Source organism: Micromonospora sp. NPDC023737 (assembly GCF_040639715.1).
Lineage (GTDB): Bacteria > Actinomycetota > Actinomycetes > Mycobacteriales > Micromonosporaceae > Micromonospora.
Genome location: NZ_JBFAAL010000002.1, coordinates 158,677 through 182,517, shown reverse-complemented (window position 1 = coordinate 182,517; position 23,841 = coordinate 158,677). Strand labels below are relative to the sequence as shown.

Here is a 23,841-nt window from a genome sequence, read left to right as displayed (position 1 = left end):
CAGCAGCCTTCCTTCTCTCTCGTGACGGGGTTACTAGAACTCGAGCCCGGCTTCGCGGGCGGCATCGGCAAGCGCGGCGACCCGCCCCGCGTACCGGTTGCCACCGCGGTCGAAGACGACCTTGGAGACGCCGGCGGCCTTGGCCCGCTCGGCGAGCAGGGCGCCCACCTTGCCGGCGAGGGCGCTCTTGTCGCCCTCGGCACCGCGCAGCGAGGCGTCCATGGTCGACGCCGACGCCACGGTGTGACCCTTGGTGTCGTCGACGACCTGGGCGACGATGTGCCGCAGCGAACGGGTGACGACCAGGCGCGGACGCTCGGCGGTGCCACTGACGTTCTTGCGGACCCGGAAGTGCCGACGCGCACGCCCGACGGCGCGCTTGGCGGCGACGCCGCGGCGGCGCTTGAGCAGCGTGGCGCTCACTTCTTACCTGCCTTTCCGGCCTTGCGGCGGATGACCTCGCCCTGGTACTTGATGCCCTTGCCCTTGTAGGGCTCCGGCGGGCGGATCTTCCGAATGTTGGCGGCGATCTCGCCGACCTGCTGCTTGTCGATGCCGGCGATGTGGAACAGCGTCGGGCGCTCCACCGTGAAGGTGATGCCCTCCGGCGCGGCCACGGTGACCGGGTGCGAGAAGCCGAGCGCGAACTCCAGGTCCTTGCCCTTGGCGGTGACCCGGTAACCGGTGCCCGCGATCTCCAGGCTCTTCCGGTAGCCCTCGGTGACGCCGACGATCATGTTGGCGACCAGGGTGCGGCTGAGGCCGTGCAGTTCCTTCGACTTGCGCTCATCGTCCGGGCGGTTGACGGACAGCTGGCCGTCCTCGCTCCGCTCGATGCTGATCGGCTCGGCCAGGGTGTGCGACAGCTCGCCCTTCGGGCCCTTGACCTTGACGGTCCGGCCGTCGATCGTGATGTCGACGCCGGATGGCACCGGGATCGACTTACGTCCAATACGCGACATTTCTACCTGTCTCCCGTTACCAGACGAAGGCGAGGACTTCCCCGCCAACGCTCCGCTTGCGGGCCTGCCGGTCGGTGAGCAGCCCCTGGGACGTCGAAATGATCGCCACGCCCAGCCCACCGAGCACCCGGGGGAGCCCGTCCGACTTGGCGTACACCCGGAGACCGGGCTTGGACACGCGCTTGACGCCGGCCAGGCTCCGCTCCCGGTTCTGGCCGTACTTCAGCTCGACGACCAGTCGCTTGCCGACGGCGCCCTCCTCGGGCTCCTCGACCGACCAGGTGGCGATGTAACCCTCGGCCTTCAAGACCTCGGCGATGTTCGCCTTGATCTTGGAGTAGGGCATCGTCACCCGGTCGTGGTACGCCTGGTTGGCGTTACGCAGACGCGTGAGCATGTCTGCGATCGGGTCGGTCATCGTCATGGATTTCGTCAACCTTTCTCGCCGGGGTTCCCGCGTTCGCCCGCAGGCCTACGGCGAAGAGACAGTGCAGCTGACGCGCGGAGCGCGCCGGGCTATTACCAGGAAGCCTTGGACACGCCGGGCAGCTCACCGCGGTGGGCCATCTCCCGGATGCACACCCGGCAGAGACCGAACTTGCGGTAGACCGCCTTCGGACGCCCGCACCGCTGGCAGCGCGTGTACGCGCGAACCGAGAACTTCGGCTTCGCGGCCGCCTTCAGGATCAGCGCCTTCTTGGCCATCTCAGTTCTCCTTGAACGGGAAGCCCAGGAGCTTGAGCAGCGCCCGGCCCTCGTCGTCGGTCGTGGCGGTGGTGACCACCGTGATGTCCATGCCCCGCTGGCGATCGATCTTGTCCTGGTCGATCTCGTGGAACACCGACTGCTCGGTCAGGCCGAACGTGTAGTTGCCGTGCCCGTCGAGCTTGCGGCCGTCGAGACCGCGGAAGTCGCGGATACGCGGCAGCGCGATGGACAGCAGCCGGTCCAGGAACTCCCACATCCGGTCGCCGCGCAGGGTCACCTTCGCGCCGATCGGCATGCCCTCACGGAGCTTGAACTGGGCGATGGACTTGGTCGCCCGCCGCACCTGCGGCTTCTGGCCGGTGATCGTGGCCAGGTCGCGGACGGCGCCGTCGATCAGCTTGGCGTCGCGAGCGGCCTCGCCGACACCCATGTTGACGACGATCTTGACCAACCGCGGCACCTGCATCGGGTTGCCGTAGGTGTACTGCTCGCGCAGCTTGGCCACGATCTCGTTGCGGTACCGCTCCTTGAGGCGCGGCGTGGTCTTGGTTTCGGTAGCCGTGGTCATCACAGGTCCTTACCGGTGCTACGCGCGATGCGGACCTTCTGGCCGTTGTCGTCGATCCGGTAACCGACGCGGGTCGGCTTGCCGTCGGAGTCCAGGACCATCACATTCGAGATGTGGATCGGGGCCTCCTGAGTGACGATGCCACCGGTCTTGGCGCCGCGCTGGGTGGTGCTGATGCGGGTGTGCTTCTTGACCCGGTTCACGCCCTCGACCAGGACCTTGTCCTGCCGCGGGTAGGCCGCGATGACCTTGCCCTTGGCACCCTTGTCCTTGCCGGCGATGACGACGACCGTGTCGCCCTTCTTGACCTTCACGGTCACAACACCTCCGGCGCGAGGGAAATGATCTTCATGAACCGCTTGTCCCGCAGCTCCCGACCGACCGGGCCGAAGATACGGGTACCGCGCGGGTCGCCACCGTCCTTGATGATGACGGCGGCGTTCTCGTCGAAGCGGATGTACGACCCGTCCGGACGCCGCTTCTCCTTGGCGGTGCGAACGACGACGGCCTTGACGACGTCGCCCTTCTTCACACCGGCACCCGGGATCGCGTCCTTGACGGTGGCCACGATGACGTCGCCGATGCTCGCGTAGCGCCGACCGGAGCCACCGAGAACCCGGATGCACAGGATCTCCCGGGCACCCGTGTTGTCGGCGACGCGCAGTCGCGACTCCTGCTGAATCACGTCTATCTCCTATGTCTGCCGGTTCTCCGGCCGCCGTAGCGGCCGGAGCCTGGCGGAACCTGCGCCCGACTCGACGCCGGGCGAGCTCGAAGCCTTCGCTACTTGGCCTTTTCCAGGATCTCCACGAGCCGCCAGCGCTTGGTGGCGGAGAGCGGCCGGGTCTCCATGATCAGGACCCGGTCGCCGATGCCGGCGCTGTTCTGCTCGTCGTGCACCTTGAGCTTGCTGGTACGACGCATGATCTTGCCGTACAGCGCGTGCTTGACCCGGTCCTCGACCTCGACGACGACGGTCTTGTCCATCTTGTCGCTGACCACCAGGCCCTCACGGACCTTGCGGCGGCCACGCGTGGTGGTGGCGGTCGTGGTGTTCTCGCTCATCCTGCAGTCACCTCAGTCGGCGCGGCCGAGAGCCCCAGCTCGCGCTCGCGCATGATCGTGTAGATCCGGGCGATCTCCCGACGGATGACCTGCAGCCGCCGGTTGTTGTCCAGCTGACCGGTTGCGGCCTGCACGCGGAGGTTGAACAGCTCCGCCTTGGCCTCCCGCAGCTTCGTGACCAGCTCCTCCTCGGAGAGCTCACGCAGCTCGGAGGCCTTAACGCCCGCTGCCATCAGGACTCACCCACTTCGCGCGTCACAATGCGGCACTTCATCGGGAGCTTGTGAATCGCGCGACGCATCGCCTCTCGCGCGATCTGCTCGTTCGGGAAGGACATCTCGAAGAGAATCCGCCCCGGCTTGACGTTGGAGACCCACCACTCGGGCGAGCCCTTACCGGAACCCATTCGGGTTTCCGCCGGCTTCTTGGTGAGGGCCTGGTCCGGGAAGATCGTGATCCAGACCTTGCCGCCACGCTTGATGTGACGGGTCATCGCGATACGCGCCGACTCGATCTGCCGGTTGGTCACGTACGCCGACTCGAGAGCCTGGATCCCGAACTCGCCGAACACCACCCGGTTGCCGCCCTTGGACGCGCCGTGGCGGTCCGGGTGGTGCGGCTTGCGGAAGCCCTTCGGGGGCTTGCGCGGCATCAGCATCTGTCAGCCCTCCTGCTGCGTTTCTGCCGCGGCGGCGACGGCGGCGGGATCCACCGCGTCACCACTCGGCGTCTCGGCCTGCTGCGCGAGCGTGGTCGCGGCAGCCCGGCCGGCCTCGGTACCGCCGGCGGTCGTGCCGGACGAACCCGACCGACCACGGCGCGGCCGCTCGGGCCGGTCGCCACGGTCACGGCGCGGGCGGGACGGACCGGTCTCGGCCGGAGCCTCCCGGCCCGGGACCGCGTCGCCCTTGTAGATCCAGACCTTCACACCGATCCGGCCGAAGGTGGTACGGGCCTCGAAGAAGCCGTACTCGATGTTGGCCCGCAGCGTGTGCAGCGGAACCCGGCCCTCACGGTAGAACTCCGTCCGGCTCATCTCGGCGCCGCCGAGGCGACCCGAGACCTGAACCCGGATGCCCTTGCAGACCGGGTTCTTCATGGCCGACTGCATCGCCTTGCGCATCGCCCGGCGGAAGCTGACCCGGCTGGACAGCTGCTCGGCCACGCCCTGCGCGACGAGCTGCGCGTCCGACTCGGGGTTCTTCACCTCGATGATGTTGAGCTGGACCTGCTTGCCGGTCAGCTTCTCGAGCCGGCCGCGGATCTTGTCGGCCTCCGCACCCTTACGGCCGATGACGATGCCCGGCCGGGCGGTGTGGATGTCGACGCGGACCCGGTCCCGGGTGCGCTCGATGTCGACCTTGGAAATCCCGGCGCGCTCGAGGCCCTGGGACATCATCCGGCGGATCTTGACGTCCTCGCCGATGTAGTCCTTGTAGAGCTTGTCCGCGAACCAGCGGGACTTCCAGTCGGTCGAGATACCGAGCCGGAACCCGTGCGGGTGAACCTTCTGACCCATTACTCCGCGCCCTCCGTGTTGCTCTGCGCCTCGGCCGGCGCGGCCTTCTTCGCCGGAGCCGTCTTCTTCGCGGCCTTACGCGGTGCGGCCGGCGCGACGGCCTCGACCGCCACCGTGATGTGGCAGGTGCGCTTGCGGATCCGGTACGCCCGGCCCTGCGCCCGCGGCTGGAACCGCTTCATGGTCGGGCCCTCGTCCACGAACGCCTCGCTGACGAGCAGCGCGTCGGGGTCCAGCCGCTCGTTGTTCTCCGCGTTGGCGATCGCGCTCGCGAGCACCTTGTACACCTGCTCGCTCGCAGCCTGCGGCGCGAACTGCAGCACCGTGAGCGCCTCCTTCGCGGGCAGGCCGCGGACGAGGTTGACCACCCGGCGCGCCTTCATCGGCGAGATGCGCACGTGCCGCGCAACCGCCCGCGCGCCCGGAAGCACCGGAGCGTCGCCCTTTCCTGGCATCGCTGTAACCCCTTGATCCTCTATCCGTATGCCCGCGGCGTCAGCGCCGACGGCTCTTCCGGTCGTCCTTCTCGTGACCCTTGAACGTACGGGTCAAAGCGAACTCGCCGAGCTTGTGCCCGACCATCGCCTCGGTTACGAACACCGGGACGTGCTTGCGCCCGTCGTGCACGGCGATCGTGTGCCCGAGCATCTCCGGGATGATCATCGAGCGCCGCGACCAGGTCTTGATGACGTTCTTGGTGCCCTTGTCGTTCTGCGTCTCCACCTTCTTCATCAGGTGGTCGTCTACGAACGGGCCCTTCTTCAGGCTGCGAGGCATAAGTCAGCTCTCCTGTTAGCCGCGCTTGCGGGTGGCGTAGCGACGGCGGACGATCAGCCGGTCACTCGGCTGGCCCTTACGGCGGGTGCGGCCCTCGGGCTTACCCTGCGGGTTGACCGGGTGGCGACCACCGGAGGTCTTACCCTCACCACCACCGTGCGGGTGGTCGACGGGGTTCATGGCGACACCACGGACGGTCGGGCGCTTGCCCTTCCACCGCATACGGCCGGCCTTACCCCAGTTGATGTTCGACTGGTCGGCGTTGCCGATCTCGCCCACGCTCGCGCGGCAGCGCACGTCGACCCGCCGGATCTCACCGGACGGCATGCGCAGGGTCGCGTACGCGCCCTCCCGGCCGAGCAGCTGGATGCCGACGCCGGCCGAGCGGGCCAGCTTGGCGCCGCCACCCGGACGCAGCTCCACGTTGTGCACGGTGGTACCGACCGGGATGTTGCGCAGCGGCAGGTTGTTGCCCGGCTTGATGTCGGCGCTCGGACCCGACTCGACGGTGTCGCCCTGCTTCAGGTCCTTCGGCGCGATGATGTAACGCTTCTCGCCGTCGGCGTAGTGCAGCAGCGCGATGCGCGCGGTGCGGTTCGGGTCGTACTCGATGTGGGCGACCTTCGCCGGCACGCCGTCCTTGTCGACCCGCTTGAAGTCGATCAGACGGTACTGGCGCTTGTGCCCGCCACCGTGGTGCCGCGTGGTGATCCGGCCGTGGGCGTTGCGTCCGCCCTTCTTCGGCAGCGGAGCCAGGAGCGACTTCTCGGGCGTCGATCGGGTGATCTCGGCGAAGTCGGCGACGCTGGAGCCGCGCCGGCCCGGCGTCGTCGGCTTGTACTTACGGATAGCCATTGTCTACACCCCTCAGCTGACCGGGCCGCCGAAGGCCTCGATACGGTCACCGTCAGCCAGCTTCACCATCGCCCGCTTGGTGTCCTTGCGCTTACCGAACCCGGTACGGGTGCGCTTGCGCTTGCCCTCGCGGTTGAGCGTGTTGACCGTCAGGACACGGACGTTGAAGATCTGCTGGATAGCGATCTTGATCTCGGTCTTGTTCGCGTCCGGGTGCACCAGGAAGGTGTACCAGTTGCGGTTCAGCTCGCTGTAGCTCTTCTCCGAGACGACCGGCGCCACGATGATGTCGCGCGGGTCGGCGATCGTGCTCACTTGCCACCCTCCTCGGTGGTCTCGGCGGGAACGCCCAGGAACTCGTCCAGAGCGTCCTTGGTGAAGACCACGTCGTCGGCCACCAGCACGTCGTACGTGTTCAGCTGGCCGGCCTCGATCAGGTGCACCCGCGGCTCGTTGCGCAGCGACACCCAGTTCAGCTCGTCGGTGCTGCTCAGCACGACCAGGACCCGACGGGCCTCGGTCAGCTTCGCCAGGGTGGCCAGGGCCGCCTTGGTCGACGGCTTCTCGCCCGAGACGAACGCCTCGACGACGTGCACCTGCCCGGCGCGCGCCCGGTCGGAGAGGGCGCCACGCAGCGCGGCGGCCTTCATCTTCTTCGGGGTCCGCTGGCTGTAGTCGCGCGGCACGGGGCCGTGCACGACGCCACCACCGGCGAACTGCGGCGCGCGGATCGAGCCCTGGCGGGCGCGACCGGTGCCCTTCTGCTTGTAGGGCTTCTTGCCGCCACCGGCGACCTCGCCGCGGGTCTTGGCCTTGTGCGTGCCCTGTCGGGCCGCCGCCAGCTGCGCCACCACGACCTGGTGCATCAGCGCGACGTTGGCCTGCACGTCGAAGATGTCGGCCGGCAGCTCGACCGAGCCGCTCTTCGCCCCTTCGACGTTGAGGACGTCAACGGTGCTCACTTGGCCACACCGCCCTTCTTCGCCTTGGTCTTGGCCGCCGTGCGGACCAGAACCACCGCGCCCTTGGGACCGGGGATGGCGCCACGGACGAGCAGCAGGTTGTTCTCGGTGTCGACCGCCTGGACGGTCAGGTTCTGGACGGTGTAGCGCACGCCACCCATCCGGCCCGCCATCCGGGTGCCCTTGAAGACACGACCCGGGGTGGCGCAGGCGCCGATCGAGCCGGGCGAGCGGTGCTTGCGCTCGACACCGTGGCTGGCGCGCAGACCGTGGAAGCCGTGCCGCTTCATCGGGCCGGCGTAGCCCTTGCCCTTGGTCCGGCCGGTCACGTCGATCGACATGCCCGCCGGGAACTCCTCGACCGTGACCTCCTGGCCGAGCGAGTAGTCGGCGGCGTCGCTGGTGCGCAGCTCCACGATGTGCCGGCGCGGCGCGATGTCCGCCTTGGCGTAGTGCCCGCTGATCGGCTTCTTGACCTTGCGCGGGTCGATCGTGCCGTACGCCAGCTGGACCGCCGAGTAACCGTCCTTGCCGGCGTCGCGAATCTGGCTGATGACGCAGGGGCCGGCCTCGACCACGGTCACGGGCACAACGCGGTTGTTGTCCCAGACCTGGGTCATGCCGAGCTTTGCGCCCAGGATCCCCTTAACTTGCCTGTCCATTTGTCCGGTCCCTACAGCTTGATCTCGATGTCGACGCCAGCCGGCAGGTCGAGGCGCATGAGCGAGTCGACCGTCTTGGGGGTCGGGTCGATGATGTCGATCAGCCGCTTGTGCGTACGCATCTCGAAGTGCTCGCGCGAGTCCTTGTACTTGTGCGGCGAGCGGATGACGCAGAAACGGTTGATCTCCGTGGGCAGCGGCACCGGGCCAGCGACCTGCGCCCCGGTACGCGTCACCGTCTCGACGATCTTCCGAGCCGAGGAGTCGACGACCTCGTGGTCATAGGCCTTGAGCCGGATGCGGATCTTCTGTCCCGCCATGGTGGCTTCTGTTCCTTCTCTCGATGCCGCTGTGTTGCGGGCACCTGTACCGGCTGGTACAGGTCCACTTCGCCGACCCCCGCGGTCGGGCGTGTCGCGCCCTCGGGCCAGGCTCCGCCCCGGGCTCCGGGGCGTTCCGACCTCGCGGTGGGTCAAGGCGCCGATCGCGATATCGCGACCTGAACGCCGTGCGAGGGTGGTTGACGGCCAGACCGCCAACCACCCTGCGCTCGACTGTCTCACCGTCCGGAGGTTCAGCTCAGCTGAACACGGACGGCCAACTGCCGTTACGCAACCTGATTAGTATGCCGCACGACCAGCGGGCGGTCTAATCGGGGTACCTAGTTCACTTGATGATCTTGGTGACGAACCCGGCGCCGACGGTGCGGCCACCCTCGCGGATCGCGAACTTGAGGTTCTCCTCCATGGCGATGGGCTGGATCAGCTTCACCGACATGGTGGTGTTGTCACCCGGCATGACCATCTCGGTGCCCTCGGGCAGCGTGACGACGCCGGTGACGTCCGTGGTCCGGAAGTAGAACTGCGGACGGTAGTTCTGGAAGAACGGGGTGTGCCGGCCACCCTCCTCCTTGGAGAGGATGTAGACGGTCGCCTCGAACTCCGTGTGCGGGGTCGTCGTGCCCGGCTTGATGACCACCATGCCGCGCTCGACGTCCTCGCGCTTGATGCCACGCAGCAGCAGACCGACGTTCTCACCCGCGCGGGCCTCGTCGAGCAGCTTGCGGAACATCTCGATACCGGTGCAGACCGTCCGCTGCGACTTCTCGCGGATACCGACGATCTCCACCTCCTCGTTCGGCTTGAGCACGCCGCGCTCCGCGCGACCGGTGACGACGGTGCCACGACCGGTGATCGTGAAGACGTCCTCGATCGGCATCAGGAACGGCTTGTCGGTCTCGCGCTCCGGCTGCGGGATCGCGGTGTCGACCGCGGTCATCAGGTCCAGCAGCTTCTGGGTCCACTCGGGGTCGCCCTCGAGGGCCTTCAGCGCCGAGACCCGGACGACCGGCAGGTCGTCACCCGGGTACTCCTGCGAGGAGAGCAGCTCGCGAACCTCGAGCTCGACGAGCTCCAGGAGCTCCTCGTCGTCGACCATGTCGCTCTTGTTGAGCGCCACGACGATGTACGGCACGCCAACCTGGCGGGCCAGCAGCACGTGCTCGCGGGTCTGCGGCATCGGGCCGTCGGTCGCCGCGACCACCAGGATCGCGCCGTCCATCTGCGCGGCACCGGTGATCATGTTCTTGATGTAGTCGGCGTGACCGGGGCAGTCGACGTGCGCGTAGTGCCGCGCCTCGGTCTGGTACTCGACGTGCGCGATCGAGATCGTGATGCCGCGGGCCTTCTCCTCCGGCGCCTTGTCGATCTCGTCGAACGGCGTGTACGGGTTCAGGTCCGGGTACTGGTCGTGCAGGACCTTGGTGATGGCCGCCGTCAGCGTCGTCTTACCGTGGTCGATGTGACCAATGGTGCCGATGTTGACGTGCGGCTTAGTCCGCTCGAACTTCGCCTTCGCCACTGGTGTCCTCCTGTGGACTGTTTGGTTCGTACGCCCGGCGCGCCGTTCGGCGCTTAGGACTCTGTCGACAGCCTTTCCGGCCTTTCGGCCGGAGAGCTTCTCGTGGGTTCTGCGGCGATGAAGCCTACAGGCCCGGTCTCACGCAGCCCTACCGCGGTGGTCGCGGGCGGGGAGAGCCCTCCCGCGACCACTCACGGTCATCGGCTCAGGTGAGTGTCACTCACCCGTCGCCTTGGCGATGATCTCCTTGGCCACGTTGGTCGGAACCTCGGCGTAGGAGTCGAACTGCATGCTGTAGCTAGCCCGGCCCTGGGTCTTCGACCGCAGGTCGCCGACGTAGCCGAACATCTCCGACAACGGCACCAGGGCGCGGACGACGCGGGCACCGCCGCGCTCCTCCATCGCCTGGATGATGCCGCGGCGGGAGTTGAGGTCGCCGATGACGTCACCCATGTTCTCCTCAGGAGTGGTGACTTCAACGGCCATCATCGGCTCGAGCAGCGCCGGGTCGGCCTTGCGAGCCGCCTCCTTCAGCGCCATCGAACCAGCGATCTTGAACGCCATCTCGGACGAGTCGACCTCGTGGTACTGACCGTCCACCAGCGTCAGCTTGACACCCACCAGCGGGAAGCCGGCGAGGATGCCGTACTGCATCGCGTCCTGGGCACCCGCGTCCACCGAGGGGATGAACTCCCGGGGGATGCGGCCACCGGTGACGGCGTTCGCGAACTCGTAGGTCGGCGAGTCGTTGTCCAGCGGCAGCGGCTCCAGGCTGATGATGACCCGAGCGTACTGGCCGGAACCACCGGTCTGCTTCTTGTGGGTGTACTCGACCTTCTCCACCGCGCGGCGGATGGTCTCGCGGTAGGCCACCTGCGGCTTACCGATGTTGGCCTCGACGTTGAACTCGCGGCGCATCCGGTCGACCAGGATGTCCAGGTGCAGCTCACCCATGCCGGAGATGACCGTCTGACCGGTCTCCTCGTCCAGCTTGACGCGGAAGGTCGGGTCCTCCTCGGCCAGCCGCTGGATGGCGGTGCTGAGCTTCTCCTGGTCAGCCTTGGTCTTCGGCTCGATGGCGACCTCGATGACCGGCTCCGGGAAGGTCATCGACTCGAGGATGACCGGGTTCGCCGGGTCGCACAGGGTGTCACCGGTGGTGGTCTGCTTCAGACCCTGGACCGCGATAATGTCGCCAGCCTTGGCGGAGCTGCGCTCCTCCCGCTTGTTGGCGTGCATCTGGTAGATCTTGCCGATCCGCTCCTTGCGGTCCTTCGTGGAGTTGACCACCTGAGCGCCGGACTCGACCACACCGGAGTACACCCGGACGTAGGTCAGCTTGCCGAGGTGCTTGTCGGTCTGGATCTTGAACGCCAGCGCGGAGAACGGCTCCGAGGTGGAGGGCTTCCGCTGCATCGGGGTCTCACCGTCGGTCGCGGTGCCCTCGATCGCCGGAACGTCCAGCGGCGACGGCAGGTAGTCGACCACGGCGTCCAGCATCGGCTGGATGCCCTTGTTCTTGAACGCCGAGCCGCAGAGCACCGGGTTGGCCTTGCCGGCGATGGTGGCCCGCCGGATGGCGGCCTTGATCTCCTCGACGGAGATCTCCTCGCCCTCCAGGTACCGCTCCATCACCGCGTCGTCGACGTCGGCCAGGGTCTCCATCAGCTTCTCGCGCCACTCGGCCGCGGCGTCGGCCAGCTCGGCCGGGATCTCCTCGACCGCGTAGTCCTCGCCCTTCTTGGTCTCCCCGCGCCAGGTGAGGGCGCGCATGCCGATCAGGTCGACGACGCCGATGTGCTCGGCCTCGGTCCCGATCGGAATCTGGAGCACCAGCGGGGTGGCGTTCAGCCGGTCGATCATCATCTGCACGCAGCGGAAGAAGTCGGCACCGGTCCGGTCGAGCTTGTTGACGAAGCACATCCGCGGGACGTTGTACTTGTCCGCCTGACGCCAGACGTTCTCCGTCTGCGGCTCCACGCCGGCGACGCCGTCGTACACGGCGACCGCACCGTCCAGCACCCGCAGCGACCGCTCCACCTCGACCGTGAAGTCGACGTGGCCGGGCGTGTCGATGATCTGGATCGTGTGGCCCTTCCACTCCGCCTTGGTGGCGGCGGAAGTGATGGTGATACCGCGCTCCTGCTCCTGCTCCATCCAGTCCATGACGGCAGCGCCCTCGTGGACCTCACCGATCTTGTACGTGATACCGGTGTAGAACAGGATCCGCTCGGTGGTAGTGGTCTTACCGGCATCGATGTGCGCCATGATGCCGATGTTGCGTACGTTGGCGAGCGCGTCTGCGGCGGCCACTTCAATCCCTACTTATCGTCGTCTCGACTCAACTGGTGGCGGTTCCGGCGCCTGGTGGGCGCCGGAACCAGGGTGTTACCAGCGGTAGTGCGCGAAGGCCTTGTTGGACTCGGCCATCTTGTGCGTGTCCTCGCGCCGCTTGACGGCGGCACCGAGGCCGTTGCTCGCGTCCAGCAGCTCGTTCATCAGCCGCTCGACCATGGTCTTCTCACGACGGGCGCGCGAGTAGGTCACCAGCCAGCGCAGACCGAGGGTGGTCGCACGGGCGGGCCGGACCTCGACCGGAACCTGGTAGGTCGCGCCACCGACACGGCGGCTGCGTACCTCGAGGGTCGGCTTCACGTTGTCCATCGCCCGCTTGAGGGTCACGACGGGGTCGGTGCCGGACTTCTCGCGGCAGCCCTCCAGGGCCGCGTACACGATGCTCTCGGCGAGCTGACGCTTACCGCGCAGCAGAATCTTGTTCACCAGCTGGGTGACCAGCGGCGAGTTGTACACCGGGTCAGCGACCAGCGGCCGCCGCGGAGCGGGTCCCTTACGCGGCATGTCAGCTCTTCTCCTTCTTCGCGCCGTAGCGGCTGCGCGCCTGCTTACGGTTACGAACGCCCTGGGTGTCCAGCGAGCCGCGGACGATCTTGTAACGCACGCCCGGCAGGTCCTTCACACGACCGCCACGGACGAGCACGATCGAGTGCTCCTGGAGGTTGTGCCCGACGCCCGGGATGTAGGCGGTCACCTCGATCTGGCTGCTGAGCTTGACACGAGCGACCTTGCGCAGCGCCGAGTTCGGCTTCTTCGGGGTGGTGGTGTACACGCGGGTGCACACGCCGCGCCGCTGGGGGGACCCCTTCAGCGCAGGGGTCTTCGTCTTGGTCGTCTTGGCCTGGCGGCCCTTTCGGACCAACTGCTGAATGGTGGGCACCGGGTTTCTCCGCTCCCTTCGGCCGCTGCGAAGCGACCGCGCCGTCTGCTCGTTAGCCGGCCTGATGGACGGCTCTCCTACCTTCCAACCGGGGCCACCTGGCGGGGTCCCAGCACCCGCGGTCGGGCGTGTCGCCCGGGTCGCGGTCCCGGCGTCCGGCGCTCGCGCGCTACCGGGTCTGTCACCGGCACGCGGGTCGCCCCGAACCGGCTCTTTGGCTTGTTCCGTGCCATCGCTCGATTTCCGGAACACCGGCTCCAGCGCACGCACGAGTTGCCCGGGCTGGCCCGGGCACAAGAGGAAAGGGTACCTACCACAGCCGCCCAGGTCAAAACGGAGTGGTCCGCCGAACCACGCCACCGCGGCCGTCGGGGTCCGTCCCGCCTGCGCACCCCTGATGGGCACCTAACGAACACAAGTGTACCGGCTTCCCAGGCGTACGGCCCGCCAGCCCCGTGAGCCCGCCACCACCCCACGTTCACCGCTCATCCCGAGCCGGACACCGATGCCACTCGCAGCACGATCAGAACATTCGATCGACTTCCCCCGCCGGTCGCCCCGGTGCCGGCGCACGTCCGTCCGGCTCGGAACGGCGCGAGCGGTGACGGGGGTCACCCGTGGCACGCGGCGAGAAGTGTGCCTCGGGTGGGGGTCCGAATCCGCCGCCCTTACCGGCGCCGTTCCCGGCCCCGGCGAGGACCCGAATTCTCGCCGGCGGTCAGCTCAGCGAGAGCAGCAGCGCCAGCCCCAGCCCGATCAGGGAGAGCACCAGTCCGGCCCCGCCACAGCTGATCCCGGACACGGCCAGCCCCCGGCCGGTGAACCGTACGGCCGGCGGCGGCAGCGGCCGGCGGATCTGCCGCAGCGCCAGCATCCCGGCGGCGAAAGCACCGGCCCCGGTGAGTACGCCGAGCAGGGCGAACGCACCGGCCGCCCAGACGCCCGTCCAGCTGCTCCCGGTCACGCCGAAGCAGATGACCAGGACCGACACGAGGATCGAGGCGATGCCCGCCACCAGCGCACCGACCGCCAGCCCGGAGGTGACCGGCGGTACGTCCAGGTGCACCACCCCGAACGGGGTGCCGGCCACCGGCTCCACCCGCTTCGGAGCCAGCGGCTGGGCGTCGGTGGGCGGCGGCACGCGCGGAACCGGCGGAGCACCCCAGCTCGGCGCTCCCGGCGCGGCCCCGCTCGGTCCTCCCGGCGCACCCCACGGGCCGGGCCCGGCATGTGTCGGCGCACCCCAAGCGGCGGGACCGGGCGGGACACCCGGGCCGGGCGAAACCGGCGCACCCCATTGGGGCAGCCCTTGACCGGGCGTCCCCGGAGAACCCCAACCGGGCGCAGGCGCACCCCAACCGGGCGGCCCGGAGGGCCCACCCTGACCTGCCGACGCCGGCGCACCCCAGCCAGGCTGCGCGGGCTGACCTGCCGACGCCGGCGCACCCCAGCCAGGCTGCGCGGGCTGACCTGCCGACGCCGGCGCACCCCAGCCGGGCTGCGCGGCGGGCGGGTCCGAAGCCCAGGGATTCTGCGGCGAGTCGGCCGACGGTGCCCCGGATCCGGCGTGCCCGGACGCATCGGCGTCGTCCGGGAGGTCGGACGACCGCGGATGGTCATCCGACGGGGGCCGCGCCGGTTCCGTCACGAGTGCCTCCTCCTGGACTTCGGCCGCCACCGACGCGACGGACAGGAGCCAGGCTACCGCCGGGGCCGGTGCCGTCCGCGCCCGAGCGCGGACCCCTCCCCCGGATCAGTCGACGTTCGGCGGGTAGTCGTGCCCGATCGGCGCGTGGGCCAGCCGGACCACCGCGATAACCGCCAGTGCCACCACGGCGAACGCTGCGAGCAGCAGCCCGGTCCAGGCCAACCGCTCCCCCCGCCGTAGCCACATGGCGCCGGTGAGGAACCCACCCGAGGCGTACGCCTCACGACGCGCCTGCCGGGAGAGTTGCAGCGCCACGGTGGCCGGCACGATCCCGCCGATGAAGAGGCCGGTCAGCGCGGCGATCAGTCCGAGCGCGAACACCGCCCGGGTCTTCGTGGCGCGGACCGGCTCAGGGTCGAGCGGATGGCGCGGCCCCTGCTGGGCGACGGGCACCCGGTCCGGCGCGGTGGTCATGGTCCCCATCATGCCCCGGTCGGCGCGGCACCGTGACCTCAGCCGCCGGCCCGGTAGTTCCGACCGGCCCGGCCGACGCTCGGTTCCCACCGGCGGGAGCCGCCACCGGGGGCACGGTCAGCCGGTCGGCGCGGACCAGCAGCAGCGCGGCCAGGACCACCACCACCGCCTCGGTGAGCAGCAGCACCCGGTACAGCAACATCACCGCGCAGATCAGCCAGACCTGGTCCGGGCTCCGCACGGCGAGTAGCGGCAACAGGACGACCGCCCCGGCGAGGTTCGTCGCCACCAGCAGCCGACCCCGGCGCAGCCGGTCGGCGAGCAGACCGGCCAGCGGCGCGAGCAGTGCGGGCAGGGCCAGGAACAGGAAGGTCAGGCCGGCCGCCCCGTCGCTGCCGGTCAGATCCTTCACCCAGATGCCGCAGGCCAGCAGCATCGCGCTGTCACCGATAAGGGAGAGGGTCTGCGCGGCCAGGTAGCGCCGGGCCCGCCGGTCAGCGAGGAGTCGTCGGGTCGACATCGGACGCCTCCGGCGGCTGGACGGGGTAGCCGAAGAAGAGCAGTTCCACCGGAAGCGCGTCGGCCGGGCGGCTGCCCGGGTCGGTGCGCCGCGTGTCGAAGCGGGCGGTGAGGTCGGCGACGAGATTTCGGTACGCGGTGACGAACTCGGTCAGTTCCGCCGCGGTGAGATGGAAGAGGTGCTGCTGGCCGGTGCCCGCCGAATACCACTGGGGTGGGTAGGTGGAGGCGTCGTCGACGAATCGACGCAGCCGCTGGAAGTACCTGTCGAGCAGTACCCGGTCGAGCGCCTGGGAGGCCCGGGTCCAGTCCGGGTCCTCCGGCCGGGCGGGGGCGGACCAACCACGCCGGGTCAGCCGCCAGGGCCGGGCCCGGCCGCGCCCCCCACCGGCCTCCTCCACGAAGCCGTAGCGGGCGAGCTGGCGCAGGTGGAAGGAACAGGTCGTCGAGCTCTCCCCGATCAGCTCGCCGGCTTGGGTGGCGGTCAGGGGGCCGGCGTCGAGAGAGTCTTCTTCACATGGTGCACCACCAGAAACGACGAGGCCCCCGGCGGATGCCGGGGGCCTCGTCGTGCGTGCTGTTTAGCGGTACGACCCGAAGTCGAAGTCGTCCAGCGGCACTGCCTGCCCGCTGGCCGGCCCGAAACCGTAGTCGGTCTCCGGGTAGCCGGTCATCGAGTAGACCTTGGCCTTCGCCTCCTCGGTCGGCTCGACCCGGACGTTGCGGTACTTGCTGATGCCCGTACCGGCCGGGATGAGCTTACCGATGATCACGTTCTCCTTGAGGCCGATCAGCGAGTCGCTGCGGGCGTGGATCGCCGCGTCCGTCAGCACCCGGGTGGTCTCCTGGAAGGAGGCCGCCGACAGCCAGGAGTCAGTGGCCAGCGAGGCCTTGGTGATACCCATCAGCACCGGACGACCCGCCGCGGGCTCGCCGCCCTCGGAGACGAGTCGGCGGTTCTCCGACTCGAAGAGCGCCCGGTCGACCAGCACACCCGGCAGGAACTCGGTCGAGCCGGAGTCGATGACCGTCACCCGCTTGAGCATCTGGCGGATGATGATCTCGATGTGCTTGTCGTGGATGAGCACACCCTGCGAGCGGTAGACCTCCTGGACCTCCTGGGTCAGGTGGACCTGGACCGCGCGCGGGCCGAGGATGCGCAGCAGCTCGTGCGGGTCGATGGTGCCCTCGGTCAGCTTCTCGCCGACCTCGACGTGGTCACCGTCGTGGGCCCGCAGCTTCACCCGCTTCGAGATCTTGTCGTAGACGATCTCGTCGCTGCCGTCGTCCGGGATCACGATGATCTTCCGCGACCGCTCGCCGTCCTCGATCCGGATCCGGCCCGGGGTGTCGGCGATGGGCGCCTTACCCTTCGGGACCCGAGCCTCGAAGATCTCCTGGACACGGGGCAGACCCTGGGTGATGTCCTCACCCGCGACACCACCGGTGTGGAAGGTACGCATCGTCAGCTGCGTACCCGGCTCACCGATGGACTGGGCGGCGATGATGCCGACGGCCTCACCGATGTCGACCGACTTGCCGGTCGGCAGCGAACGGCCGTAGCAGGCCGCGCAGACGCCCAGCTTCGACTCGCAGGTGAGCACGCTGCGCACCCGGACGGTCTCCACCCCGGCCGCGACGATCTTGTCGACGCCGATCGAGTTGATGTCCTGACCCCGCTCGGCGACGACGGTGCCGTCCGGCCCCTTGATGTCGTCGGCGAGGGTCCGGGCGTGCACGCTGGTCTCGGCGTGCGTGTGCACGACCAGCTTGCCGTCGATCCGCTCGCCGATCTGCATCGGGATGGCCCGGTCGGTGCCGCAGTCCTCCTCGCGGATGATGACGTCCTGCGACACGTCCACCAGACGACGGGTCAGGTAACCCGAGTCGGCGGTACGCAGCGCGGTGTCGGCGAGACCCTTACGGGCACCGTGCGTGGAGATGAAGTACTCCAGCACGGAGAGACCCTCCCGGTACGACGCCTTGATGGGTCGCGGGATGATCTCACCCTTCGGGTTGGCCACCAGACCACGGATCGCCGCGATCTGCCGGAGCTGGAGCAGGTTACCGCGAGCACCCGAGTTGATCATCTTCCACAGCGGGTTCTCCTGCGGCAGCGCGGTGTCCATCTCCTTGGCGACCTCGTTGGTCGCCTTGGTCCAGATCTCGATGAGCTCGCCGCGACGCTCCTCGGCGGTCATCAGACCACGCTGGTACTGCTTGTCGATCCGGTCGGCTTCCTTCTCGTACCGCTCCAGGATCTCCGCCTTGCGCGGCGGAGCGATGACGTCCTCCATGCCGATCGTCACGCCGGACCAGGTCGCCCAGTGGAAACCGGCCTCCTTGAGCCCGTCGAGGGTGGCCGCGAGGGCCACCTTCGGGAAGCGCTCGGCGAGGTCGTTGACGATCGCGGAGAGCTGGCCCTTGCGGATCTCGTAGTTCACGAAGCGGTAGCCCGGGGGCAGCGTCTCGTTGAACAGGACCCGGCCGAGGGTGGTCTCCACGGTCACGGTCTCGCCCTCGGACCAGCCCTCGGGCGCGACCCACGGCTCGGCGCCGGCGCCGTTGTCGACCCCGACGATGCCCCGCAGCCGGATCTTCACCGGAGCCTGCAGGTGCAGCTCGCCGTTGTCGTACGCCATCCGCGCCTCGGCGTCCGAGCTGAACGCCCGGCCCGCACCCTTCTCATCGGTGGTGAGGTGGGTGAGGTGGTAGAGACCGATGACCATGTCCTGGGTGGGCATGGTGACCGGCTTGCCGTCGGCCGGCTTGAGGATGTTGTTCGACGACAGCATGAGGATCCGCGCCTCGGCCTGGGCCTCGGCGGACAGCGGCACGTGGACCGCCATCTGGTCACCGTCGAAGTCCGCGTTGAACGCGGTGCAGACCAACGGGTGGATCTGGATGGCCTTACCCTCGACCAGCTGCGGCTCGAAGGCCTGGATGCCCAGCCGGTGCAGGGTGGGCGCCCGGTTGAGCAGCACCGGGTGCTCGCCGATGACCTCTTCCAGCACGTCCCACACGACCGGGCGCTGCCGCTCGACCATCCGCTTGGCGGACTTGATGTTCTGCGCGTGGTTGAGGTCCACCAGCCGCTTCATCACGAACGGCTTGAACAGCTCCAGGGCCATCTGCTTGGGCAGACCGCACTGGTGCAGCTTGAGCTTCGGGCCGACCACGATCACCGAACGGCCGGAGTAGTCGACGCGCTTGCCCAGCAGGTTCTGGCGGAACCGGCCCTGCTTGCCCTTGAGCATGTCGGACAGCGACTTCAGCGGACGGTTACCCGGGCCGGTGACCGGCCGGCCGCGGCGACCGTTGTCGAACAGCGCGTCGACGGCCTCCTGCAGCATCCGCTTCTCGTTGTTGACGATGATCTCGGGCGCGCCGAGGTCGATCAGCCGCTTGAGGCGGTTGTTCCGGTTGATCACCCGGCGGTACAGGTCGTTCAGGTCGGAGGTCGCGAAGCGGCCACCGTCCAGCTGCACCATCGGACGCAGGTCCGGCGGGATGACCGGCACGCAGTCCAGCACCATGCCGAGCGGCGAGTTGCGGGTGTTCAGGAACGCCGAAACGACCTTGAGTCGCTTGAGCGCCCGGATCTTCCGCTGGCCCTTGCCGGTACGGATGGTCTCGCGGAGGCTCTCCGCCTCGGCGTCGAGATCCATGTTCTGCACCAGGGCCTTGATCGCCTCGGCGCCCATGGCACCCGTGAAGTACTCGCCGAACCGGTCCCGCAGCTCGCGGTAGAGCAGCTCGTCGGTGACCAGCTGCTTCGGCTCGAGCTTGCGGAAGGTGTCCAGCACCTCGTCGAGGCGGTCGATCTCGCGCTGGGCCCGGTCGCGGATCTGGCGCATCTCGCGCTCTCCGCCCTCCTTGACCTTGCGCCGGACGTCCGCCTTGGCACCCTCGGCCTCCAGCTCGGCCAGGTCGGCCTCGAGCTTGGCGGCCCGCTTCTCGATCTCCGAGTCACGGCTGTTCTCGGACTGCCGCTTCTCGGCCAGGATCTCGTTCTCGATCGTCGAGAGGTCGCGGTGACGCGCCTCGGTGTCCACGCTCGTCACGACGTACGAGGCGAAGTAGATGATCTTCTCGAGGTCCTTGGGGGCGAGGTCCAGCAGGTAGCCCAGCCGGCTCGGCACGCCCTTGAAGTACCAGATGTGGGTGACCGGAGCGGCCAGCTCGATGTGGCCCATCCGCTCACGGCGGACCTTGGACCGGGTCACCTCGACGCCGCAGCGCTCGCAGATGATGCCCTTGAACCGGACCCGCTTGTACTTACCGCAGTAGCACTCCCAGTCCCGCTGCGGACCGAAGATCTTCTCGCAGAAGAGCCCGTCCTTCTCCGGCTTCAGGGTGCGGTAGTTGATCGTCTCCGGCTTCTTGACCTCGCCGTGCGACCACTGACGGATGTCGTCGGCGGTCGCCAGCCCAATTCGCAACTCGTCGAAAAAGTTGACGTCGAGCACGTTATATATCCCTCACACGTCGCTTGTTGCGCCAGCAGCTCACCGGGGTCGGGTCCCGGGGGCGGTCGCCCGCCCCCGGGACCTCGACGTCACACTTCCTCGACCGAGCTCGGCTCGCGCCGGGACAGGTCGATGCCCAGCTCCTCGGCGGCCCGGAACACCTCGTCGTCGGTCTCACGCATCTCCAGGGCCACACCGTCGCTGGAGAGCACCTCGACATTGAGGCAGAGCGACTGCAGCTCCTTGAGCAGCACCTTGAACGACTCCGGGATGCCCGGCTCCGGGATGTTCTCGCCCTTGACGATGGCCTCGTAGACCTTCACCCGGCCGAGAACGTCGTCGGACTTGATCGTCAGCAGCTCCTGCAGGGCGTACGCGGCACCGTAGGCCTGCATCGCCCAGCACTCCATCTCACCGAAGCGCTGGCCACCGAACTGCGCCTTACCACCCAGCGGCTGCTGCGTGATCATCGAGTACGGACCGGTCGACCGAGCGTGGATCTTGTCGTCGACCAGGTGGTTGAGCTTCAGGATGTAGACGTAGCCGACCGCGATCGCGTCCGGGATCGGCTCGCCGGAGCGACCGTCGAACAGCCGCGCCTTGCCGCTGCGGCCGATCAGCTGCTTGCCGTCCCGGTTGGGCAGGGTCGACTCGAGCAGACCGGAGATCTCCTCCTCGCGGGCACCGTCGAAGACCGGGGTGGCCACGTTGGTGTCCGGCTCGGACTCGTCAGCGCCGATCGCCTTGAGCTGCCGCTTCCACTCCTCGTCCTCGCCCTCGACCTTCCAGCCGGTCTTGGCCACCCAGCCGAGGTGCGTCTCCAGCACCTGGCCGATGTTCATCCGGCTCGGCACACCCAGCGGGTTGAGCACGATGTCGACCGGGGTGCCGTCCTCGAGGAACGGCATGTCCTCGATCGGGAGGATCTTGGAGATGACGCCCTTGTTGCCGTGACGGCCGGCGAGCTTGTCGCCGTCCTGGATCTTCCGCTTCTGGGCGACGTAGACCCGGACCAGCTCGTTGACGCCCGGGGGCAGCTCGTCGCCGTCCTCCCGGGAGAAGGTACGCACGCCGATGACCGTGCCGGTCTCACCGTGCGGCACCTTCAGCGAGGTGTCCCGAACCTCACGCGCCTTCTCACCGAAGATCGCGCGGAGCAGCCGCTCCTCCGGGGTCAGCTCGGTCTCACCCTTCGGAGTGACCTTGCCGACCAGGATGTCGCCGGGGACGACCTCGGCGCCGATCCGGATGATGCCGCGCTCGTCGAGGTCGGCGAGCATCTCCTCGCTGACGTTCGGGATGTCGCGGGTGATCTCCTCCGGGCCGAGCTTGGTGTCCCGGGCGTCGACCTCGTGCTCCTCGATGTGGATCGAGGTGAGCACGTCCTGCTGCACGAGGCGCTGCGACAGGATGATCGCGTCCTCGTAGTTGTGGCCCTCCCAGGTCATGAACGCCACGAGCAGGTTGCGCCCGAGCGCCATCTCGCCCTCGTCGGTGCACGGACCGTCGGCGATGACCTGGCCGGCCTCGACGCGGTCGCCCTCGAAGACCACCGGCTTCTGGTTGACGCAGGAGCCGGCATTGGAGCGGCGGAACTTGTGCAGCAGGTACGTCCGGCGGTGGCCGTCGTCCTGGTGCACGGTGATGTAGTCGGCGCAGAGATCCTCGATCACACCACCGACCTCGGCGACCACCACGTCACCGGCGTCGACGGCGGCCCGGTACTCCATGCCCGTACCGACCAGCGGCGACTCGGCCTTGACCAGCGGCACCGCCTGGCGCTGCATGTTCGCGCCCATGAGCGCGCGGTTGGCGTCGTCGTGCTCGAGGAACGGGATCATCGCCGTCGCGACCGAGACCATCTGCCGCGGCGAGACGTCCATGTAGTCCACGGCCCCCGGGGCGACGTCCTCGGTCTCGCCGCCCTTACGGCGGACCAGGACGCGGTCCTCGGCGAAGGAACCGTCGGCCTTCAGCGGCGCGTTGGCCTGCGCCTTGACGTACCGGTCCTCCTCGTCCGCGGTCAGGTAGTCGACCTGGTCGGTGACCCGACCGTCGACGACCTTCCGGTACGGCGTCTCGATGAAGCCGAACGGGTTGACCCGGGCGAAGGTGGAGAGCGCGCCGATCAGACCGATGTTCGGGCCTTCCGGCGTCTCGATCGGGCACATCCGGCCGTAGTGGGACGGGTGCACGTCACGGACCTCGAAGCCGGCCCGCTCCCGGGACAGACCACCCGGGCCGAGCGCGCTCAGCCGGCGCCGGTGGGTCAGGCCCGCCAGCGGGTTGGTCTGGTCCATGAACTGGGACAGCTGCGACGTACCGAAGAACTCCTTGATCGCCGCCACGACCGGACGGATGTTGATCAGGGTCTGCGGCGTGATCGCCTCGACGTCCTGGGTGGTCATCCGCTCGCGGACGACCCGCTCCATGCGGGACAGGCCGACCCGAACCTGGTTCTGGATCAGCTCGCCGACCGTACGCAGGCGCCGGTTGCCGAAGTGGTCGATGTCGTCGGCCTCGTAGCCGTCCTCACCGGCGTGCAGCCGGCAGAGGTACTCCACGGTGGCGACGATGTCGTCCTCGGTCAGCGTGCCGGTGGTGATCGGCACGTCGATCTCGAGCTTCTTGTTGAACTTGTACCGACCGACCTTGGCCAGGTCGTACCGCTTCGGGTTGAAGAAGAGGTTGTCGAGCAGCGTCTGCGCGTTCTCACGCGTCGGCGGCTCGCCAGGGCGGAGCTTGCGGTAGATGTCGAGCAGCGCCTCGTCCTGGCCGGCGATGTGGTCCTTCTCGAGCGTGGTCATCATCAGCTCGGACCAGCCGAACCGCTCACGGATCTGCTCGTTCGACCATCCGATGGCCTTGAGCAGGACCGTGACGGCCTGCCGGCGCTTACGGTCGATGCGGACGCCGACCGTGTCGCGCTTGTCGATGTCGAACTCCAGCCAGGCACCCCGACTCGGGATGACCTTGACACTGGAGAGGTCGCGGTCGGAGGTCTTGTCCGGCTGCTTGTCGAAGTACACGCCCGGGGACCGGACGAGCTGGCTCACCACGACACGCTCGGTGCCGTTGATGATGAAGGTGCCCTTCGGCGTCATCATCGGGAAGTCACCCATGAACACCGTCTGGCTCTTGATCTCGCCAGTGGTGTTGTTGGTGAACTCCGCCGTCACGAAGAGCGGGGCGCAGTAGGTGAGGTCCTTCTCCTTGCACTCCTCGATCGAGGCCTTGACCTCGTCGAAGCGCGGAGCGGAGAAGGAGAGCGACATGGTGCCGGAGAAGTCCTCAATGGGACTGATCTCGTCGAGGATCTCCGCGAGACCCGAGCGTGCGTGCGGGTCGTCCGACGACCGGCCCTGCCAAGCCTCGTTGCCGACCAGCCAGTCGAAGGACTCGGTCTGGATGGCGAGGAGGTTGGGGACCTCGAGGTGTTCGGTGATCCTGCCGAACGAAACTCGGCGGGGAGCGAATGCGCTCGACGTACGACTGGTCTTCGCAGGGCGGGAAGCTGCCAAGATGCGTCCTTCCGAGGACCGGTGCTGCAGAACGGCT

28 protein-coding genes and 1 pseudogene are annotated in these 23,841 nt (G+C 68.3%); all 29 read right to left on the bottom strand.

The features are described 5' to 3' along the window. Positions 1–33: 33 nt before the first annotated feature. The 29 genes and pseudogenes from rplR to AB0F98_RS06115 all read right to left on the bottom strand — a co-directional run bounded on the left by rplR (position 34) and on the right by AB0F98_RS06115 (position 23,804). Entirely contained in the window at positions 34–423 is a 390-nt protein-coding gene (rplR, locus tag AB0F98_RS06255; protein WP_076466657.1) for a 50S ribosomal protein L18, read from the bottom strand. Next, a complete protein-coding gene (gene rplF, locus AB0F98_RS06250) occupies positions 420–962 on the bottom strand; it encodes a 50S ribosomal protein L6 (RefSeq protein WP_076466658.1) in 543 nt (180 codons plus the stop codon). Before rplF ends, rplR begins: the two co-directional genes overlap by 4 nt. A 16-nt stretch (positions 963–978) precedes the next feature. Then, on the bottom strand, positions 979–1,386 hold the full coding sequence (rpsH, locus tag AB0F98_RS06245; RefSeq protein ID WP_076466659.1) for a 30S ribosomal protein S8: 408 nt from the start codon (positions 1,384–1,386) through the stop codon (positions 979–981). A gap of 95 nt (positions 1,387–1,481) precedes the next feature. After that, the gene (locus AB0F98_RS06240; RefSeq protein WP_007073023.1) at positions 1,482–1,667 is read right to left on the bottom strand and encodes a type Z 30S ribosomal protein S14; all 186 of its coding nucleotides are present in this window, start codon (positions 1,665–1,667) and stop codon (positions 1,482–1,484) included. Between the two features lies 1 nt (position 1,668). Then, positions 1,669–2,238, bottom strand: coding sequence for a 50S ribosomal protein L5 (rplE, locus tag AB0F98_RS06235; protein WP_357729534.1), 570 nt, complete (start codon positions 2,236–2,238; stop codon positions 1,669–1,671). Further along, entirely contained in the window at positions 2,238–2,558 is a 321-nt protein-coding gene (gene rplX, locus AB0F98_RS06230; RefSeq protein ID WP_175649074.1) for a 50S ribosomal protein L24, read from the bottom strand. The genes rplE and rplX overlap by 1 nt, the downstream gene beginning before the upstream one ends. Next, a complete protein-coding gene (gene rplN, locus AB0F98_RS06225) occupies positions 2,555–2,923 on the bottom strand; it encodes a 50S ribosomal protein L14 (RefSeq protein WP_007073026.1) in 369 nt (122 codons plus the stop codon). Before rplN ends, rplX begins: the two co-directional genes overlap by 4 nt. Positions 2,924–3,021: 98 nt before the next feature. Then, entirely contained in the window at positions 3,022–3,303 is a 282-nt protein-coding gene (rpsQ, locus tag AB0F98_RS06220) for a 30S ribosomal protein S17 (RefSeq protein WP_076466661.1), read from the bottom strand. Further along, positions 3,300–3,536, bottom strand: coding sequence for a 50S ribosomal protein L29 (gene rpmC, locus AB0F98_RS06215; RefSeq protein WP_076466662.1), 237 nt, complete (start codon positions 3,534–3,536; stop codon positions 3,300–3,302). Before rpmC ends, rpsQ begins: the two co-directional genes overlap by 4 nt. Then, positions 3,536–3,961: a 50S ribosomal protein L16 gene (gene rplP, locus AB0F98_RS06210; RefSeq protein WP_355148424.1), complete on the bottom strand. Its 426-nt coding sequence runs from the start codon at positions 3,959–3,961 to the stop codon at positions 3,536–3,538. Before rplP ends, rpmC begins: the two co-directional genes overlap by 1 nt. A 3-nt stretch (positions 3,962–3,964) precedes the next feature. Beyond that, entirely contained in the window at positions 3,965–4,822 is an 858-nt protein-coding gene (rpsC, locus tag AB0F98_RS06205) for a 30S ribosomal protein S3 (RefSeq protein WP_076466664.1), read from the bottom strand. After that, positions 4,822–5,277 (bottom strand): 50S ribosomal protein L22, encoded by a 456-nt coding sequence (gene rplV, locus AB0F98_RS06200; protein WP_076466665.1) that lies wholly within the window; start codon positions 5,275–5,277, stop codon positions 4,822–4,824. Before rplV ends, rpsC begins: the two co-directional genes overlap by 1 nt. Positions 5,278–5,317: 40 nt before the next feature. After that, complete coding sequence (rpsS, locus tag AB0F98_RS06195; RefSeq protein ID WP_076466666.1) at positions 5,318–5,599, bottom strand: 30S ribosomal protein S19; 282 nt, start codon at positions 5,597–5,599, stop codon at positions 5,318–5,320. A 15-nt stretch (positions 5,600–5,614) separates the two neighbouring features. Next, entirely contained in the window at positions 5,615–6,454 is an 840-nt protein-coding gene (gene rplB, locus AB0F98_RS06190) for a 50S ribosomal protein L2 (RefSeq protein ID WP_076466667.1), read from the bottom strand. A 12-nt stretch (positions 6,455–6,466) separates the two neighbouring features. Then, positions 6,467–6,769, bottom strand: coding sequence for a 50S ribosomal protein L23 (rplW, locus tag AB0F98_RS06185; RefSeq protein WP_076466668.1), 303 nt, complete (start codon positions 6,767–6,769; stop codon positions 6,467–6,469). Continuing rightward, positions 6,766–7,416 (bottom strand): 50S ribosomal protein L4, encoded by a 651-nt coding sequence (rplD, locus tag AB0F98_RS06180; RefSeq protein WP_076466669.1) that lies wholly within the window; start codon positions 7,414–7,416, stop codon positions 6,766–6,768. The genes rplW and rplD overlap by 4 nt, the downstream gene beginning before the upstream one ends. Further along, on the bottom strand, positions 7,413–8,078 hold the full coding sequence (gene rplC / locus AB0F98_RS06175; RefSeq protein WP_076466670.1) for a 50S ribosomal protein L3: 666 nt from the start codon (positions 8,076–8,078) through the stop codon (positions 7,413–7,415). Before rplC ends, rplD begins: the two co-directional genes overlap by 4 nt. 11 nt (positions 8,079–8,089) lie before the next feature. Further along, a complete protein-coding gene (gene rpsJ / locus AB0F98_RS06170) occupies positions 8,090–8,398 on the bottom strand; it encodes a 30S ribosomal protein S10 (RefSeq protein ID WP_007073037.1) in 309 nt (102 codons plus the stop codon). A gap of 346 nt (positions 8,399–8,744) precedes the next feature. After that, positions 8,745–9,938 (bottom strand): elongation factor Tu, encoded by a 1,194-nt coding sequence (gene tuf, locus AB0F98_RS06165; RefSeq protein ID WP_357729523.1) that lies wholly within the window; start codon positions 9,936–9,938, stop codon positions 8,745–8,747. A 216-nt stretch (positions 9,939–10,154) separates the two neighbouring features. Further along, on the bottom strand, positions 10,155–12,251 hold the full coding sequence (gene fusA, locus AB0F98_RS06160; protein WP_357729520.1) for an elongation factor G: 2,097 nt from the start codon (positions 12,249–12,251) through the stop codon (positions 10,155–10,157). Between the two features lie 75 nt (positions 12,252–12,326). Then, entirely contained in the window at positions 12,327–12,797 is a 471-nt protein-coding gene (gene rpsG, locus AB0F98_RS06155) for a 30S ribosomal protein S7 (RefSeq protein WP_076466673.1), read from the bottom strand. A 1-nt stretch (position 12,798) separates the two neighbouring features. Continuing rightward, entirely contained in the window at positions 12,799–13,173 is a 375-nt protein-coding gene (gene rpsL / locus AB0F98_RS06150; RefSeq protein ID WP_007465318.1) for a 30S ribosomal protein S12, read from the bottom strand. A gap of 718 nt (positions 13,174–13,891) precedes the next feature. Then, positions 13,892–14,272, bottom strand: coding sequence for a hypothetical protein (locus AB0F98_RS06145; protein ID WP_357730854.1), 381 nt, complete (start codon positions 14,270–14,272; stop codon positions 13,892–13,894). Positions 14,273–14,926: 654 nt separating this feature from the next. Continuing rightward, positions 14,927–15,295: a hypothetical protein gene (locus tag AB0F98_RS06140; protein ID WP_357729515.1), complete on the bottom strand. Its 369-nt coding sequence runs from the start codon at positions 15,293–15,295 to the stop codon at positions 14,927–14,929. Further along, positions 15,231–15,815: a hypothetical protein gene (locus tag AB0F98_RS06135; RefSeq protein WP_357729512.1), complete on the bottom strand. Its 585-nt coding sequence runs from the start codon at positions 15,813–15,815 to the stop codon at positions 15,231–15,233. Before AB0F98_RS06135 ends, AB0F98_RS06140 begins: the two co-directional genes overlap by 65 nt. Continuing rightward, on the bottom strand, positions 15,790–16,215 hold the full coding sequence (locus tag AB0F98_RS06130; protein ID WP_357729509.1) for a hypothetical protein: 426 nt from the start codon (positions 16,213–16,215) through the stop codon (positions 15,790–15,792). Before AB0F98_RS06130 ends, AB0F98_RS06135 begins: the two co-directional genes overlap by 26 nt. A gap of 3 nt (positions 16,216–16,218) precedes the next feature. Beyond that, positions 16,219–16,302, bottom strand: a pseudogene (locus AB0F98_RS06125) (ArsR family transcriptional regulator); the annotation flags it as partial. Between the two features lie 93 nt (positions 16,303–16,395). After that, on the bottom strand, positions 16,396–20,283 hold the full coding sequence (locus AB0F98_RS06120) for a DNA-directed RNA polymerase subunit beta' (RefSeq protein ID WP_357729506.1): 3,888 nt from the start codon (positions 20,281–20,283) through the stop codon (positions 16,396–16,398). Between the two features lie 89 nt (positions 20,284–20,372). Next, on the bottom strand, positions 20,373–23,804 hold the full coding sequence (locus AB0F98_RS06115; protein ID WP_357729503.1) for a DNA-directed RNA polymerase subunit beta: 3,432 nt from the start codon (positions 23,802–23,804) through the stop codon (positions 20,373–20,375). Between the last annotated feature and the right edge of the window lie 37 nt (positions 23,805–23,841).

Bases quoted from the DNA above. Each gene is read 5' to 3' on its own strand.
- AB0F98_RS06135 (WP_357729512.1), bottom strand. From the start codon at position 15,815: ATGTCGACCCGACGACTCCTCGCTGACCGGCGGGCCCGGCGCTACCTG.
- rplV (WP_076466665.1), bottom strand. From the start codon at position 5,277: ATGCCAGGAAAGGGCGACGCTCCGGTGCTTCCGGGCGCGCGGGCGGTT.
- rpsJ (WP_007073037.1), bottom strand. From the start codon at position 8,398: ATGGCGGGACAGAAGATCCGCATCCGGCTCAAGGCCTATGACCACGAG.
- rpsC (WP_076466664.1), bottom strand. From the start codon at position 4,822: ATGGGTCAGAAGGTTCACCCGCACGGGTTCCGGCTCGGTATCTCGACC.
- rpsG (WP_076466673.1), bottom strand. From the start codon at position 12,797: ATGCCGCGTAAGGGACCCGCTCCGCGGCGGCCGCTGGTCGCTGACCCG.
- rplE (WP_357729534.1), bottom strand. From the start codon at position 2,238: ATGACCACGGCTACCGAAACCAAGACCACGCCGCGCCTCAAGGAGCGG.
- rpsQ (WP_076466661.1), bottom strand. From the start codon at position 3,303: ATGAGCGAGAACACCACGACCGCCACCACCACGCGTGGCCGCCGCAAG.
- rpsS (WP_076466666.1), bottom strand. From the start codon at position 5,599: ATGCCTCGCAGCCTGAAGAAGGGCCCGTTCGTAGACGACCACCTGATG.
- AB0F98_RS06140 (WP_357729515.1), bottom strand. From the start codon at position 15,295: ATGACCACCGCGCCGGACCGGGTGCCCGTCGCCCAGCAGGGGCCGCGC.
- rpmC (WP_076466662.1), bottom strand. From the start codon at position 3,536: ATGGCAGCGGGCGTTAAGGCCTCCGAGCTGCGTGAGCTCTCCGAGGAG.
- rplP (WP_355148424.1), bottom strand. From the start codon at position 3,961: ATGCTGATGCCGCGCAAGCCCCCGAAGGGCTTCCGCAAGCCGCACCAC.
- rplC (WP_076466670.1), bottom strand. From the start codon at position 8,078: ATGGACAGGCAAGTTAAGGGGATCCTGGGCGCAAAGCTCGGCATGACC.
- AB0F98_RS06240 (WP_007073023.1), bottom strand. From the start codon at position 1,667: ATGGCCAAGAAGGCGCTGATCCTGAAGGCGGCCGCGAAGCCGAAGTTC.
- rpsH (WP_076466659.1), bottom strand. From the start codon at position 1,386: ATGACGATGACCGACCCGATCGCAGACATGCTCACGCGTCTGCGTAAC.
- rplB (WP_076466667.1), bottom strand. From the start codon at position 6,454: ATGGCTATCCGTAAGTACAAGCCGACGACGCCGGGCCGGCGCGGCTCC.
- rplF (WP_076466658.1), bottom strand. From the start codon at position 962: ATGTCGCGTATTGGACGTAAGTCGATCCCGGTGCCATCCGGCGTCGAC.